The 15218-nt window shown below is 39.1% G+C and carries 15 protein-coding genes, 2 tRNA genes and 1 pseudogene; 4 read left to right on the top strand and 14 right to left on the bottom strand.

All coding sequences use genetic code 11. The annotated features are described in order from the left end of the window. Positions 1-18 precede the first annotated feature (18 nt). Complete coding sequence (locus C9J38_RS02005) at positions 19-462, bottom strand: L-alanine exporter AlaE (RefSeq protein ID WP_107205639.1); 444 nt, start codon at positions 460-462, stop codon at positions 19-21. A 331-nt stretch (positions 463-793) separates the two neighbouring features. After that, positions 794-1059: pseudogene (locus tag C9J38_RS02000) on the bottom strand (oxalate/formate antiport family MFS transporter); the annotation flags it as partial. Positions 1060-1552: 493 nt separating this feature from the next. Between C9J38_RS02000 and C9J38_RS01990 the strand changes: the two are divergent. The 3 genes from C9J38_RS01990 to C9J38_RS01980 are packed head-to-tail and all read left to right on the top strand — an operon-like array spanning position 1553 to position 4466. Beyond that, positions 1553-3202: an ABC transporter permease gene (locus C9J38_RS01990; protein WP_107205638.1), complete on the top strand. Its 1650-nt coding sequence runs from the start codon at positions 1553-1555 to the stop codon at positions 3200-3202. An 18-nt stretch (positions 3203-3220) separates the two neighbouring features. Further along, entirely contained in the window at positions 3221-3871 is a 651-nt protein-coding gene (locus C9J38_RS01985; protein WP_107205637.1) for an ATP-binding cassette domain-containing protein, read from the top strand. Continuing rightward, positions 3861-4466, top strand: coding sequence for a CDP-alcohol phosphatidyltransferase family protein (locus C9J38_RS01980; RefSeq protein WP_107205636.1), 606 nt, complete (start codon positions 3861-3863; stop codon positions 4464-4466). Before C9J38_RS01985 ends, C9J38_RS01980 begins: the two co-directional genes overlap by 11 nt. On the opposite strand, the gene C9J38_RS01975 is transcribed toward C9J38_RS01980, so the two are convergent. From C9J38_RS01975 to C9J38_RS01960, 4 genes are all read right to left on the bottom strand, one after another. Beyond that, positions 4458-5522, bottom strand: a complete 1065-nt coding sequence (locus C9J38_RS01975; RefSeq protein ID WP_107205635.1) for a MalM family protein — start codon at positions 5520-5522, stop codon at positions 4458-4460. The genes C9J38_RS01980 and C9J38_RS01975 overlap by 9 nt on opposite strands. A 174-nt stretch (positions 5523-5696) precedes the next feature. Continuing rightward, positions 5697-6797: a trypsin-like serine protease gene (locus C9J38_RS01970; RefSeq protein ID WP_233217599.1), complete on the bottom strand. Its 1101-nt coding sequence runs from the start codon at positions 6795-6797 to the stop codon at positions 5697-5699. A gap of 448 nt (positions 6798-7245) precedes the next feature. Further along, a tRNA-Ser gene (locus tag C9J38_RS01965) sits at positions 7246-7336 on the bottom strand. 29 nt (positions 7337-7365) lie between these two features. After that, positions 7366-7453, bottom strand: a tRNA-Ser gene (locus C9J38_RS01960). A gap of 261 nt (positions 7454-7714) precedes the next feature. Here C9J38_RS01960 and C9J38_RS01955 point away from each other — a divergent pair. Beyond that, on the top strand, positions 7715-8287 hold the full coding sequence (locus tag C9J38_RS01955) for a UPF0149 family protein (RefSeq protein ID WP_107205633.1): 573 nt from the start codon (positions 7715-7717) through the stop codon (positions 8285-8287). A 99-nt stretch (positions 8288-8386) separates the two neighbouring features. Here the strand turns inward: C9J38_RS01955 and nadA are convergent, their stop codons facing one another. The 8 genes from nadA to ybgC all read right to left on the bottom strand — a co-directional run bounded on the left by nadA (position 8387) and on the right by ybgC (position 14960). Continuing rightward, positions 8387-9448, bottom strand: a complete 1062-nt coding sequence (gene nadA, locus C9J38_RS01950; protein WP_107205632.1) for a quinolinate synthase NadA — start codon at positions 9446-9448, stop codon at positions 8387-8389. Between the two features lie 163 nt (positions 9449-9611). Beyond that, positions 9612-10334: a tol-pal system protein YbgF gene (ybgF, locus tag C9J38_RS01945; protein WP_107205631.1), complete on the bottom strand. Its 723-nt coding sequence runs from the start codon at positions 10332-10334 to the stop codon at positions 9612-9614. Positions 10335-10355: 21 nt separating this feature from the next. Then, positions 10356-10898, bottom strand: a complete 543-nt coding sequence (gene pal / locus C9J38_RS01940) for a peptidoglycan-associated lipoprotein Pal (RefSeq protein ID WP_107205630.1) — start codon at positions 10896-10898, stop codon at positions 10356-10358. Between the two features lie 58 nt (positions 10899-10956). Further along, a complete protein-coding gene (gene tolB / locus C9J38_RS01935) occupies positions 10957-12285 on the bottom strand; it encodes a Tol-Pal system beta propeller repeat protein TolB (protein WP_107205629.1) in 1329 nt (442 codons plus the stop codon). A 35-nt stretch (positions 12286-12320) separates the two neighbouring features. Further along, a complete protein-coding gene (gene tolA, locus C9J38_RS01930; protein ID WP_107205628.1) occupies positions 12321-13409 on the bottom strand; it encodes a cell envelope integrity protein TolA in 1089 nt (362 codons plus the stop codon). A gap of 9 nt (positions 13410-13418) precedes the next feature. Then, on the bottom strand, positions 13419-13862 hold the full coding sequence (gene tolR, locus C9J38_RS01925; RefSeq protein ID WP_105060582.1) for a protein TolR: 444 nt from the start codon (positions 13860-13862) through the stop codon (positions 13419-13421). A 3-nt stretch (positions 13863-13865) separates the two neighbouring features. Next, the gene (gene tolQ / locus C9J38_RS01920) at positions 13866-14555 is read right to left on the bottom strand and encodes a protein TolQ (protein WP_105060583.1); all 690 of its coding nucleotides are present in this window, start codon (positions 14553-14555) and stop codon (positions 13866-13868) included. After that, entirely contained in the window at positions 14556-14960 is a 405-nt protein-coding gene (ybgC, locus tag C9J38_RS01915) for a tol-pal system-associated acyl-CoA thioesterase (protein ID WP_107205627.1), read from the bottom strand. It abuts the gene before it with no gap. Between the last annotated feature and the right edge of the window lie 258 nt (positions 14961-15218).

Here is a 15218-nt window from a genome sequence, read left to right as displayed (position 1 = left end):
ACTATCGCGTATTTTTAATCATACCGCATTCGGTACACGGAACATGCGGCGACACATTTCTAAAAACTGACCATAAACAATCCCCAACGCACCAGAAACCACGATATTACTGGTTACAGCAGTGACAATTTGATCAAAGTTCGCCCCTACAACTAATAATATGCAAGCATAGATCGGTGATTGAAATAACACATAAGCCACCATATCAGAGAAGCCCTTCATCCAACGTTTTGTTGAAAAGCGCATACCTGTTCGGATCATGTAATCTCTAAACATGCCATAAGGCCAAGCAATCGCAATATTAACAGGGATAGATAATGTTCGTGATGCTAACGACTGCTCAAACGACATACCTGAAATAAAGATCTCAATCATCATGCCAGCGGCAAAGCTAAACACAACCATCGCAAAAGTATCTGCTGCGGCATTTCTATACTTTAAAGGAAACTTAATCACAGACATGGCTATCTCTTACCAAACAATAAACTAATTAAAACACTGCTTAGAGTGACCTTCACTGCCTTTAAATTTATAAGCAGTTTATTTGCGTATTAAAACAGAGTTTAACTAAAATAAGACACCATATTTTAATGTTATTTTCATTCTGGTAACTAACTTTCAATATAAAAATAGTGTTTTAAACTGCCTTTATTCAAACTAGCCAGTGTAATCATTTATTTATATAGAGATTAACTATGCTGCGCCCTTTCTCACCTTCATACAGATAATAAAAAATCCGAACACTCATAATAAGTGCTCGGATTTATAGATATTCTTTTCTCAAATTATCCAGTTAGTGATTGACGACTAACTGTGCTTCATTTTCACCGTTAGGTAATTGGATGGTTAATGCAATCACAAAAGAGACAATCAATAATGCGAACATCAAGTAGAACGTTGCAATAAAGCCACCAAAAACGGATGCGACAATTGAACCAATCAAGCTACCAACACCGAAGCCTAGGTAAATAACAATGCACATACAGCCACTAAACAGATCGTCAACGCAATCGCTATTACCTTAGTACGTGCGATTTTATCTGTCAGAATACCAAGTACAAACGTCCACAGATGTTGGACAATAAATATTAATCAAATAACGGTGAATACCAGCAATCATCCATCAACTTTCACTCCCATATAGGTATTTAACACTGCAAAAAGGAGCAGTAAAAGAGACATAATGATAGTTTAAAAGGTCGACAATGTTGTTTTTTAACAATCGACTGAAAGTGCGGGGTTTGTGTTAATCAAAAAAGTGCCATTAATAGTAAAGCAGCACGTTCAAATACTGCTACCAACATCATTAATTGGTCGTTATACACAAGTAACCGACTAATAAGGATATAAACGCAATTATACGAAATATAATTTTAGTCATTGGTTATGAAACAAAAGTTTGCAAAAACGGGTCATAGTTATCGTCACGGGTAATTTATTGATTAAATAATTAAAATCGCATTGCTTATTGCATAATTATAATTACTATCAGCATCGTCTTACGTCTCTTATACCTTAAGACGGCAACCTTTTTTAACCATGAGAACACGGTATGTTACCTGCGTTTTACTTTCTTTTAATTGCCGTGTGTATTTTACCGACATTGCCAGGGCTACTCGGTGTAGTGATCACTGCATTAGGGTATATGCCACCATTAGGGCTAACTCAATTCTCATTCAACGGCTTTAGCCAAGTATTACAATGGCAAGGTGTCGAACACTCCATTGCCTTAACATTTTATACAACGGCAGCTAGCTGTTTTCTTGCTGGTTTATTTACTTTTGCAATCATCCAAACCTGTTGGGGCACCCGCCTGTGGCAGCGAATTGAATCAGCATTAAGCCCTCTTCTCGCTATTCCCCATGTTGCTTTCGCGATTGGCTTTGCCTTTTTATTTGCGCCAACAGGAATGGGCGTTCGTTTATTGTATTCAGTACTTCCAGCCAATCTCAGTACTCATGCTGTCAGTGAAACCGCGTTACTGATCAATGATCCATATGGCTTAGGGCTTATCGTTATGCTCGCCTTAAAAGAGACGCCTTTTTTAGTGCTAATGAGTATTCCGGTTCTCCAACAATTAAATATTGAGCAAACCCAAAAAGTATCAACATCTCTGGGCTATAACCGTGCTCAAACATGGTTAAAGTGTATTTTTCCTCAATGGTTACCTAAGATGCGTTTTCCACTATTTGCTATCGTGGCTTATGGTGTCTCTGTCGTCGATGTTGCACAAATTATAGGGCCAACCAATCCTCCCACCTTTGCTGTTTTAGTCTGGCAATGGTTTATAGATCCAAACCTACAACTCATGCCGCGAGCTGCCGCTGGGGCAATCATGCTATTTGTTATCGGCACAATATTGTTAGGTATTACGGTGGCGATAGAATGGCTACTCACCCAATTATTTAAACAGTGGCAATGGTCGGGCAGATATGGTTTTGCATTACCAGGAAAATCACTTTTTACCCTATTGCTGACATTAACAGCGTTGATTATCCCAATATTAAGTCTATGGTCAGTCGCACTGCGTTGGCGCTTTCCTGATGTACTTCCAAGTCGTTATAGCTTGCGCTTTTGGCAACTAGAATGGAGTCATATTCTTAGTACAATCAACATCAGTGTGGTGATCGCACTGATCAGTGCATTGCTTGGATTATGTTTTGCCATTGTCGCGCACGAATATCGTATAAAACATAAATGGCATATTCCTAACTACATTATTGCTATTCCGATGCTGATCCCACAGCTATCGTTGCTTTTCGGTTTGCAAGTACTAACTTTATTTTCCTCACTGAATACTTATCTACTATGGGTCTGTTGGGCACATCTCTTTTTTGTTTTCCCTTATGTCTATCTCGCACTTGATGGCCCTTATCGCAGTTATGATCAACGTTTAACTCAAATTGGATTAAGTTTAGGGAAAACACCTTTTCAGGTATGGCTTAAAATAAAGCTGCCGCAATTATCATCGGCATTTATTTTTGCATGGGTTATTGGCATTAGCGTCAGTTTGGCACAATACCTCCCAACATTAATGCTGGGTGCCGGCCGAATAAGTACGTTAACGACAGAAGCCGTAACCCTTGCCAGTGGATCGGACAGGCGAGTTACCGCTATTTACGCCTTATGCCAAGCGCTGCTCCCGTTCGGCTTTTTTATTTTAGCTCGACGAATAAACCGACAAAAAACAATAAACGTTTAAAAATAGAGTCAACTAATCATGAGTCTACATATCAACAACGTCACAATATCAATGCCTAATGGTGATGCTTTACTGACTTCTTTTTGCTTACAAATCGCAAAAGGAGAAATCGTGACCTTAATGGGAGCGAGTGGCTGTGGAAAATCCACCTTATTAAATTACATTGCAGGCCATTTAAGTGATGCATTTCAGGCACAAGGTAACCTTATATTAAATAATAACGATATCACCGAAGTACCTGCTCACTTACGTCAGATAGGCATGCTATTTCAAGATGATTTGCTCTTTCCTCATCTATTAGTATGGGAAAACCTTGCGTTTGCACTACCCAATCGTATTAAAGGTAAAGATCGCCACAAGCTGGCTCTTAATGCCCTTGAAGAGTTGCAGCTATCAGCGTTAGCAAATGCTTACCCTCATCAAATTTCAGGTGGGCAACGTGCGCGAATTAGCCTTACTCGACTGTTATTAGCCCAGCCTCAATTAATCTTATTGGATGAGCCATTCAGTAAATTAGACAGTGGCCGCCGTGCACAATTTAGAGATTGGGTTTTTAACCAAATTCAGCAAGCACAAATACCCACTTTAATGGTGACGCATGATAAACAAGACATCCCAAACAATAGCCGTGTGATCAATTGGCAAACGGAGAGCCATTATGCTCGATAATGTAAGTATTAAGCTTATTAAAGCCCCGCTGAATATTATTGCAGCCCGTCTACATCCCTATGGTATTACTGCAAATCAAGTCACCTTTACAGGCTTTCTTATCGGTTGCTTAGCGTTTCCAGCTTTAATGACAGAGCACTATTTCATTGCCCTGCTTTTTATCTTGCTCAATCGTATTTGTGATGGTGTTGACGGGGCACTTGCACGTATTCAAGGTCTTACTGATGCGGGTGGCTTTCTGGATATTAGTTTGGATTTTTTATTCTATTCCTTAATACCTTTCGGCTTTGTACTCGCCAATCCAGAGCAAAATGCCATTGCTGGCGCATTTTTAATCTATGCCTTTATTGGAACGGGCAGTAGTTTTCTTGCTTTTGCTGTTATGGCCAGTAAGCGAGGTATTGAAAACCCCGTATATCGTAATAAATCATTGTATTACATGAGTGGATTGACAGAAGGCACAGAAACAATTGCTTGTTTCATCCTCTTTTGTTTGTTCCCTCAACACTTCGCAGTCATTGCCTATATTTTTGCGTCAGCATGCTGGTTTACCACTTTTACGCGGATATATAGTGGATTTAACACTTTAAAATAAGGAGTTAGAATTATTTTTACCTTCAAACTTCTTTTTAACCTGCTCTAAAAAAACGGTTTCGGCTGTTGGCGATCCTACACGATTCGCCTCTAATAATAATTTTAGTGCTTTAGCAAAATCCCCTTTATTTAAAGACTGAGTGATTAATTGATTATAAATTCTTTCCGTTTCTACAAGCATACGTTCACTTTTCGTTGAAGTTTCTTGTTCAATTAATTTAACAGGCAACTCATCGGTTGAATTGTTTGACCATGAATTTTTATTATTATCAACTGTTTGAAATTTAGATGGATATTCTGCTTTTTTTGCTATCTCTTGATATGCTTTATAAGTTTGAGAATCATCAATAATATTTATATTTTCTTTTAAAGGTGTTGAAGGCACTTTTTTCAAAGGTACAACCAAAGGAGCTGCAGCAACTACTGGTGATGGCGATGGTATTACATTTTTCTTGATATTTAATGGTATTAGCTCAACATCTACCATTTCTGTTATTCTCTTTGTTATAGACACATCATCAAAAGATAAACTCCCCTTGGTATACAAATTGACAAGCTCTTGTCCACTAGGGGTATCGAATATAATCTTAGTACCTTCATGACTTTGAGGTGTGAATATAATCATATAAGGTATTTTTCTACTTAACCTTATATTTTTAATACTATAGCTTTCGTCTTTTCCATTATTTTCAAAATCAAAAAAATTAACTGATTTAAAAAGTGAAAGTTTATCATCGAAGATCATAACATTAGGTGAAAATACATTATTACTTGTAATTTTGCTTTCAATAGAGAATGTAATATCCTCAATACCATCAGCTAATTTATAAGCTTTATATAAACTTTTTTCACCAGAAAAGTAGCCAATATTTGATTTTTCATTGATATAAAGTTTCTTTTCTTCACCATTTATCACTTGCCAATTTATATATTCAAACGATCGACAACATACAAAAGACTTTGATGTTGGATCATTATCAGACAAACTGAATAAGTGCGATGAGCAACCACTTAATAAAAGCCCTCCTAAAATAATAACATACCAATATTTTATCATAGTTATACCTAACTCAATATGTTTAACTTATTTAAGGTTTATATGAACATATAAGTACTATAGTAAATATAAAAAATTAATCTCTCTGCTATTCGTATTATTTTTAAGAATTAAAACGAGCAACTTGTCTGGTAAGACATAAACTTAAGCTGTATAGGGGTTTATTTCTCGCTATTAATTTTTAAGTAATATCAACTTATCGATCCAAGTAACAACCAAAATAATCAAAATGAAATACCAAGAAACTAAACCACCGCTGCTATCCGTCGTGACGATTTCTTTCTCAGGTTCAGGTTCTGGTGAAGTTCTTTCTTGAGGGTAATCTGGTATTGATACAAATGGGTCAATATCTATAGTTGGTTTTAAGTTATTATCGTTGAGTGTAAAATCCTGATAACCATGGTGTTTCGTTACACAATCTTCTATCCAGAGTTTGTAAGATGAAACCTGCGTATATTGACCAGTAAGTTGGTTATATTGATTTTCAGGAAAGTTATTTCGATTTATACATATCGCCCCATTACTAGCCAGTCCAATTAGCCTTACTCCCTTATCACTATCTGACATAGTCTGTTCATTCTGCCAAATAAGAGGATTACCCGAGTCACCATTACAAACATCTTTAATGAGTCCGTTAATATTTGAATCAGCGCATACAATATAATCATGATTATCAGTTAAACCTATGCATTGTTCGTCAGGAACCCCAGCTAAGGTGACTACCTGCAAGATTGATGGATAGCCTTTGCTAACAGTATCTCCCCAACCTGACGCAATTGTCGTTGATGATGAATCAATATTTGTTGCCCAAGAATTTCTAAATTGCTCATCTACAATATATTGCTCATTAACTGTAGCGATCTTAATCGCTTGAGACACCTCAAAAAGTGAGCGGTCTACCCTTAATAAAGCGATATCATTTAAGAATGTTAGCGGGTCATAATCTGGATGTGATATTTTATCGACAATATTAAACTTATATCTATCATGTAAAAGAACAAGATTGTCCACATCAACACTATGAGCACCAACAATAGCTACATTACCTAAATTATCATTATTACAGTGAGCAACAGTTAGCAACCAATGCTCTGCGATGACAACCGCACCACAAATAATGGAATCGTTATTTTTACTTATAAGAGCGGCATTCCATGGTAGTAGAAAAGAATCAAAAAGATCGACGTCAGAGCCATTAAGCACTTTTTTAACAGGCTGGGAAAAAGATTGCGCAGATAAAAATAAAAGTACAATATAAAAGACCATTTTTTGCATGATTTTTACCATCGAAATTCAATATTTATATTCACTCTTAATAATAAACACCTTTGATAATAATTTAAAAATGATTCCATATATTCTTAAAAGTTAAACTATATTATTTATTTTAAACTTAATAGATAACATATATTAAATTGAAATAGTGATTAATAGACATACAGCCTATAACTAAAAGTTAATAATGACTCTTACAGTAATAAAGATATACGAATAAAGTAACGTCTAGATCATAATAGAAAATACTTATATATTAGGTATATATAATAAAAATACAAAAAAGCCGCTAACTTTCGCTAGCGGCTTTCTTTAATATGACGGAGCAGCTCTGGGTATTAGAGGATTTGAACCCTTCTAATATAAATATCAGATTAATTTTAAAATATAATCATTCTTCCAGATGCAAAAAAGCCGCTAAGGGTTAACTTAGCGGCTTTCTTTAATATGGCGGAGAGATAGGGATTTGAACCCTAGATACGCTATAAACGTATGCCGGTTTTCAAGACCGGTGCTTTCAACCACTCAGCCATCTCTCCTAAATTGTTATCTCTTAAAAAATAAGAGATGGCGGTGAGGGAGGGATTCGAACCCTCGATACGTTGCCGTATACACACTTTCCAGGCGTGCTCCTTCAGCCACTCGGACACCTCACCACATTGCGTTAATAGGCACTGCTTCTTAACGGACGGCTACTATATTGTGCTAAAGGTATTAGGTCAAGATAAAACTGAAAGCATCGCATTAAGTGTCTACTTTTAAAACAAATCTGATACTTATACGAAAATATCTCATCGTGTCTCTATTTTGACCTAACGAGGCTGTTACAATAAGTAACTAATACTTGATTACTCTTTCGTTGATCGTTTAATAGGTCAAGGAATATCCTAACAATGATTAAATAGAGACTCTTTTATATGTCTTCAAAACTTAGCGTCATTTTGCAAGATCAACAGCTTGCCGAACTACTGCTCAACGAAGCGCAAACACGTGGCTTTGTCACTGCAATGGCTGCAGCACCTAATATTATTGCCCCAACAGAATGGCTAGCTTTTTTATGGGGTGGAGAAGAAACCTCTCCTTTTAGTACCCATGAAGAATTAGAAAACTATGCCAATGCAATCATTGATATTTTAAATGATGCACGTACAACTCTCTATGACAACACATGGCAATGGCCTGAAGGCTGTGCACTAGACGATAGCCAAATTGTCACCGAAGCAACCAGTAACTTCTGTGAAGGTATGCTTCAGGGTTGGCAACTTGCGCGTGATGATTGGGAAACCATTATGCCACCTGAAAGTGAAGATAATGCCCTACTGGGTGGCGTATTGCTTTCTTTCAGCCTACTGTTTGATCCTGAAACAGCACTTGAAGCATTAAAAGAACAAGATGCTGATGCCTTAGCGCAATTTGAAGAGATCTTTAATGCCATTCCTGTAATGCTCTGTGGCTTAACGCAACGTGGCGCAATGTTAGTTCAAGACTAATAATCCACACATTTCCCTAAAACAAAGAAGGCGAACATCTCTGTTCGCCTTCTTTTTTATGCTCGTTTGTTATTCATTGCCGCTGATTCAACAAAAAGCTTAAGCATTACCTTTTACTTTTAACTGCAATTCAGCCGCAAAATCTAGCATTCGGTTTAACGGGATCAGTGATTTTTCACGTAGCGATTCATCAACAAAAATTTCATGCTGCTCACCACCATCATTTAATGCGGTGTAAATCGCTTTCAAACCATTCATTGCCATCCACGGACAATGTGCGCAGCTACGACATGTTGCCCCAGCCCCCGCTGTTGGAGCCTCTACTAATTCTTTCTCTGGCACCATTTGCTGCATCTTAAAGAAAATGCCTTTATCAGTTGCTACAATAAGCTTCTGATTCGGTAGCTCTTTCGCGGCTTTAATAAGCTGGCTTGTTGAACCTACAGCATCAGCTAATGCGACTACACTCGCGGGTGATTCAGGGTGAACAAGAATAGCAGCGTCAGGATATAGGTGCTTCATGTCGCGTAGGGCTTTAGCAGAAAACTCGTCGTGAACAATACATTCACCCTGCCACAACAGCATCTCTGCACCTGTTTTCTTCTGAATATAAGAACCTAAGTGACGATCCGGTCCCCAAATGATTTTCTTGTCTTCGCTATCTAAATGCTCAACAATCTCCAGTGCAATACTTGATGTTACAACCCAATCAGCACGTGCTTTTACTGCAGCAGAGGTATTGGCATAGACAACAACAGTATGATCAGGGTGAGCATCGCAAAACTCGCTAAATGCATCAATAGGACAACCTAAATCAAGCGAACATTCAGCCTCTAAGGTTGGCATCAATACATGCTTTTCTGGTGTAAGAATCTTGGCAGATTCACCCATAAAGCGTACACCACAAATAATTAAGGTGGTGGCTGGATGTTGATTACCAAAACGAGCCATTTCTAGTGAATCACCAACAAAACCGCCAGTTTCTTCAGCCAATGCCTGTATTTCAGGATCGGTATAATAATGCGCCACTAATACTGCATCTTTATCCTTTAGCAATTGTTTGATTTGCTGAATATATTGTTGTTTTTCCGTATCAGTTAGTCGGGCAGGTTTTGGTGGAAACGGATATACCATCTCTGATGGATCAAATGTAATACTCATTTTTCACTTGCTCATTAGCATTCCTTTAGTGTCCGAACATTATACGCTGGATTTTCCAAATTTCACCTTTAACCAACACTGCTTCGACTTCGTAGTAACAAAAAAGCCCACAACAGAAATAACCATTTCTTTGTGGGCTTTTAAAATCAAACCGTAACTGCGTTTATTTTAACTTCGTAAGCGCTGTTTTAGCTTGATTAGCAGACGTTGAATTCGGGTATGCTTTGATCACTTCTTGATAATATGTTTTTGCCGTCGCAATATCATTACCACGTTCTGCAATCACACCAAGTTTCAGCAACGCATCAGCGCGCTTACTTGAGTCTTTGGTATCTGCAACCACTTTAAAATTCGTTGTAGCATCTGCTAGCTGATTCTGAGCAAAGAATAATTGCCCCAACCAATAACTAGCATTCGGCTTATAAACCGAATTAGGGTAAGTCGTTAAGAAGCTTTGGAACGCTTTGGTTGCGCCTTTATAATCTTTCTCTTTTAAGATCAGATTAACCGCTTTTTCATAGGCCGTATTTTCATCGGTATTACTTGAAAAAGCTTCACTTGATGCCGCTTCTTTTTTAGCGTCCGTAGGCTCGGCTTTCGCTGGTTGGCGGCTCAAGTTATCAACTTCTCGATAGATGTCGCGTTGACGATCTACCACTTTTTTAATTTCATAACTATTACGTTCAACGTTGCCACGAAGCTCATCAATATCTGATGACATCTGCTCTAAGCGGCGCTGCATTTGTAACTGCACCTGACCTTGCGCTTCAAGCATACGCTCTAAGCTATCTAAATTCGCTGCCGATACAGGCGCGGCGACCACTTGGGTCGCCGCGCTCATCAGCAACACTAATGCAAGTTTTCGCATTACTTTGTTACTGCTCATATTGGGTTTACCTACATTAGATTAGTAAACTAAAACCGCGCGACGGTTTTTCGCATAATCAGCATCAGTGTGACCTAATACTAATGGTTTTTCTTCACCGTAGCTCACAATAGAAAGTTGAGATGCAGGTACACCTAATGCTTGCAGGTACTGTGCTACTGCATTGGCACGACGCTCACCTAACGCAATGTTGTATTCTGGCGTACCACGCTCATCAGCATGACCTTCAACGATGACTTTAATACTTGGGTGGTCACGTAAGTACGCAGCATGTGCTTCTAAAATTGCTTGGTACTCAGGTTGAATCTCTGCGTTATCAAACTTAAAGAAAACGGTTTGTTCTTGACGTAACTGCTGCAATTGTTGCTCAAGCAATTGTTCTTCACTCATGCTTCCTGATGGATCAACCGGAGTCACAATTGTTTGATCAGGCGAAGTGCTGCCGCCATTAGTACCGTTTTGGTTCGCAGCAGAGCTGTCTGCACTATCTGTTGAACTACATGCTGCCAATGTCATCATTGGTAGCGCAATGGCTAAACTTTTCAAAACTTTGTTCAGTTGCATCTAGATTTCCTTTTTAAACTCAATCGTGCCTCAAAAGGCAAATGAGAATTAACTCAAATTATAAAAATGGGCCCCAAGATGGTGCTCGTACACGTTTACTTGTTGATGGTAAGCGTGCTTGGAAACGACCATCGATGGATACCAAAGAAAGTTCGTAAGTACCATTATTTTGCGCTGAGCTATAAATAATCATACTTCCATTAGGAGCAATACTTGGTGACTCGGCAAGGCGTGCTTTTGTTAAAATTTGCATTGCACCTGTTTTAAGATCTTGTTTAGCAATGTTGTAACCACTATCTGAACGGTTTACGACGACAAGATAACGCCCATCAGGTGTAATTTGTGGTCCCATGTTCTGAGAACCTTGCCAAGTTACACGTTGCGTATCACCGGTTGCTAAATCTAAATGGTAAACCTGTGGACGACCGCCACGATCAGAGGTGAAGTAAAGAGATTGACCATCAGGTGCCCATACCGCTTCCGTATTATTAGCACGGCCGTGAGTAATTTGGCGTAATTGATTGGTTTTCAGATCTTTAATATAGATCTGCAAGCTACCTGTTTTAGAAAGTACCATCGCTAATTTAGTACCATCAGGTGAAAACTGTGGTGAACCATTATGGCGAGGGTAATCCGCCACTACTTCACGCTTACCTGTGTAGATATCTAACACGAAGATCTGTGCTTTACCGCTTTCAAAGCTTACATACGCCAGTTTGCTACCATCTGGCGACCATGCAGGAGACATTAGCGGTTGTTTGGACTTCAATACCACACGTTCGTTGTAACCATCGTAATCAGCAACACGTAATTGATATGGAAACTTCGATGAACGATTATTATCAACGTATGCAATACGCGTTAAGAATGCACCACGTTCACCCGTTAGCTTCTGGTAAATTAAATCAGAAATACGGTGAGCATATTGACGCATGCGGTTGGGCTTTACTGACGCTTGATTATTCAATAGTAAATAATCGCCTTTTGCAGCCCCTTCAGTGCCTGCTGCTAGTTTACCTTTAACAATGTCGACTAACTGATAATTAACGGTGTAATTGCCATCTTGATTCTTAACAATTGTACCTGTTACAACCGCATCAACGCCCATCTTACTCCATGCAGAGTAATCAATTTGGCTTTCATTATGAGGTAACTGTGGCAATTTATTTGTCGGCACTGGGCTGAACTTACCACTTCGTTGTAAATCTGATGCAATTACTGCAGAAATATCAGTGGGTAGTTTACCTTCACCTTCCCATTTGAAAGGAACAACACCAATTGGGCGTGCAGAATCCACACCATCAGTGATCACTAATTCAAGTTCAGCATGTGCAAATTGGCTAACGCTTAATAGAGCTAAACATAAGCCCATTATCCAACGTTTCATCCATCGCTCCTATTTTATGTTGCACCACAAATCATTTACTGTGGCGTGACTGTAAGTTTGATATCTCTTAATTTTTTCGCAATTTCTGGATCATCAGGCATTGGGAATTGGCTAACTTTGACTACCGCAGATTTTGCCGCGCGACATAATGCACCATCACCACCAGCTTGAGTGACATCCAGTACTAAACCATCAGCAGACAAACGCATAGTCAAATTACATTCTTGGCCTTTAAAACTTTGATCAACCAATAAATTTTGTTGAATCATTTGTTTATATATTGCGCCATAACGTGCCACTTCATCAGCAATATGTTGCCCTTTCGCACCACCGCGCTGCTCACTTTCCGCTTCAAGACCTGCAAACATATCATTCAATGCTGCTTCTTTTTGCTGCTGGAGTTTCTTCGCTTCAGCTGCTTTGCGTTTCGCTTCTGCTTCGGCTTTTTTCTTAGCTTCTGCTGCCTTACGCTCAGCCTCAATACGTTTTGCTTCAGCTTCTTTACGTTTCGCTTCCGCTTGAGCTGCTTCTTCTTGTGCTTTTTTCTTTGCTGCTACTTGCTTTTGACGCTCAAGTTCAGCTTGTCGACTTGCTTCTTCCGCTTTACGTTGTTCTTCAAGTTTTTGTTGACGAACTTGTTCCGCTTTTTCTGCTGCCTCTTGTTTCGCTTTACGCTCAGCTTCTGCTTTTGCTGCTTGTGCTTTCGCTACTTTTGCCGCTTCATCAGCTTTACGTTTTTCTTCAGCCGCTTGCTTTTGTTGCTCTGCGACTAACTTGCGTTGTTTCTCTGCTTCTCGTGCTTCTTTCTCAGCTTTTAGCTTGTCGGCTTTTAACTGTCTAACACGTTCAGCTTCATCTTTTCTCTGCTTTTCAAGCGCTTCCGTCTGCTCTTCCAGCCTTTTTTTACGCTCTTGTTCAGCACGTTTAGCCGCTTCCCGTTGCTCTCGAATTTGCGTCGCTTGTTGATGAATCATTGCAGGATCGACAACCACAGCTTGAATGGTATTGCCGCCCACATCTGATTTTTTCATCGTAAAATCAGCGCCCCAGAACAATAATCCAATCAACAGCGCATGAATAAATAACGATATAACGGTGGAACCTGTGTAATTGTTATTTTTCATTCTTTAACCTTATTGCTCAAGAGGCTCAGTCATTAAGCCAACAGAGCCGACACCGGCTTGGTTTAAGGCGTCCAATGTTTCGATAATATGTGCATAAGGTGTACGACCATCACCACCTACCATCACTAACGTTTTAGGCTGCGCTGCCATTTGCGCTTTTACACGTGCAAGCACTTCTTGCAACGATAAGCCCCGTTGCATGTCAGCATTGTCGATACTGACACCAAGGTGGCCATCTTTATCGACTTCCACAATAATTGGCGGAATATCGCTATCTTTATTCATCTCTGCAACCGTTTCTGCCGTGGTGGTCTGTGGCAGATCCACATCCACACCTTGGCTAACGAACGGCGCTGTTACCATAAAGATAATAAGCAATACCAACATAACGTCGATATAGGGAACAACGTTAATTTCCGCTGTCATTTTGCGCTTTTTCGGTTGATAAGCCATTGCTTACTTCTCCTGATTAGCGGCAAATGCTTGACGGTGTAAAATACTTGAAAATTCTTCCATAAACGTTGCGTACGTATGTTCTAGCTTTGATACTTTATTGGTTAAACGGTTGTAGAACATTACAGCAGGAATCGCAGCAAATAAGCCCATCGCTGTTGCAATCAATGCTCCTGCGATACCAGGTGCAACGGTTGCTAATGTTGGCTGTTTCATCGCACCAAGAGCAATAAATGCAGTCATGATACCCAGTACCGTACCAAATAAGCCGATATACGGACTAATTGAACCCACCGTCGCTAAAAACGGTAGATTGGTTTCCAATTCATCAACTTCTTTTGACAGTGATACGCGCATAGCTCGACTTGTACCTTCCATCACCGCTTCTGGCACTTTATCGTTACTGCGGTGTAAACGTGCAAACTCTTTGAAACCTGAATAGAAAATTTGCTCAGATCCCGTTAGGTCATCTTTACGTGCTTGTACTTCTTTATACAACTGAGATAAATCAATACCTGACCAAAAACGATCTTCAAACTGTGCGGCTTTACGGCTAGCCTCTGACAATACTTGAGAACGCTTGATGATCATTGTCCATGATGCAATCGACATGCCTAATAAAATAAGCATAACCATAATTTCAAGCGCACCTGAATTTAGAATAATGTCTAAAACCGTCAACTCTGAGTTCACTTAATTTATCTCCAGCTTTAATTGTTCAGGAAGTGCAATAGGCTTCATCTGTGTCGGATCGACACAAGCAATTTTCACCAATACCTTACACAGCACTTCGTTGTTATTGTTTACTAATTCTTGGCTAAATTCGATTGAAACTCGTCGTATATTTTGCACCACTGTATGGACCATTAACTGATCATCAAGTTTTGCACCACGAAGAAAATCAATCGTTAGGCTGCGCACAACAAAACTCATATTTAACGAAAATAACTGTTGCTGATTTAGCCCAATTTTTCTCAAGTATTCTGTTCGTGCTCGCTCAAAAAACTTCAAATAGTTAGCGTGGTATACCACCCCACCAACATCGGTATCTTCATAGTAAATGGTTACTGGCCACTTAAAAACATTAAGTTGTGTCATTTTATTACCATTGAGTCGTGGCTATCATTCATATATGCAAAAATACATTGCTGCTACTATACATCAACTTAATATAACGTTGTTACTGAGTGATGCTTTCAAGTCGTTATTTTATATAAAATTAACGCTTACGTATCCATTCTGACAATCAAATCACATTTCTGTTCACATACCATGCGTAACAAGCGAAATGAATGCAATTCCTACCTAATATTTATAAAAAAACGGCTTACTACCACAGTAGTAAGCCGTTTGATT

This window comes from Photobacterium sp. GB-210 (genome assembly GCF_003026075.1).
GTDB lineage: Bacteria > Pseudomonadota > Gammaproteobacteria > Enterobacterales > Vibrionaceae > Photobacterium.
This window is presented reverse-complemented; position numbering and strand designations above follow the sequence as displayed.

Coding starts and splice junctions, on each gene's coding strand:
- C9J38_RS02005 (WP_107205639.1), bottom strand. CDS start 462: ATGTCTGTGATTAAGTTTCCTTTAAAGTATAGAAATGCCGCAGCAGAT.
- C9J38_RS01990 (WP_107205638.1), top strand. CDS start 1,553: ATGTTACCTGCGTTTTACTTTCTTTTAATTGCCGTGTGTATTTTACCG.
- C9J38_RS01985 (WP_107205637.1), top strand. CDS start 3,221: ATGAGTCTACATATCAACAACGTCACAATATCAATGCCTAATGGTGAT.
- C9J38_RS01980 (WP_107205636.1), top strand. CDS start 3,861: ATGCTCGATAATGTAAGTATTAAGCTTATTAAAGCCCCGCTGAATATT.
- C9J38_RS01975 (WP_107205635.1), bottom strand. CDS start 5,522: ATGATAAAATATTGGTATGTTATTATTTTAGGAGGGCTTTTATTAAGT.
- C9J38_RS01970 (WP_233217599.1), bottom strand. CDS start 6,797: ATGCAAAAAATGGTCTTTTATATTGTACTTTTATTTTTATCTGCGCAA.
- C9J38_RS01955 (WP_107205633.1), top strand. CDS start 7,715: ATGTCTTCAAAACTTAGCGTCATTTTGCAAGATCAACAGCTTGCCGAA.
- nadA (WP_107205632.1), bottom strand. CDS start 9,448: ATGAGTATTACATTTGATCCATCAGAGATGGTATATCCGTTTCCACCA.
- ybgF (WP_107205631.1), bottom strand. CDS start 10,334: ATGAGCAGTAACAAAGTAATGCGAAAACTTGCATTAGTGTTGCTGATG.
- pal (WP_107205630.1), bottom strand. CDS start 10,898: ATGCAACTGAACAAAGTTTTGAAAAGTTTAGCCATTGCGCTACCAATG.
- tolB (WP_107205629.1), bottom strand. CDS start 12,285: ATGAAACGTTGGATAATGGGCTTATGTTTAGCTCTATTAAGCGTTAGC.
- tolA (WP_107205628.1), bottom strand. CDS start 13,409: ATGAAAAATAACAATTACACAGGTTCCACCGTTATATCGTTATTTATT.
- tolR (WP_105060582.1), bottom strand. CDS start 13,862: ATGGCTTATCAACCGAAAAAGCGCAAAATGACAGCGGAAATTAACGTT.
- ybgC (WP_107205627.1), bottom strand. CDS start 14,960: ATGACACAACTTAATGTTTTTAAGTGGCCAGTAACCATTTACTATGAA.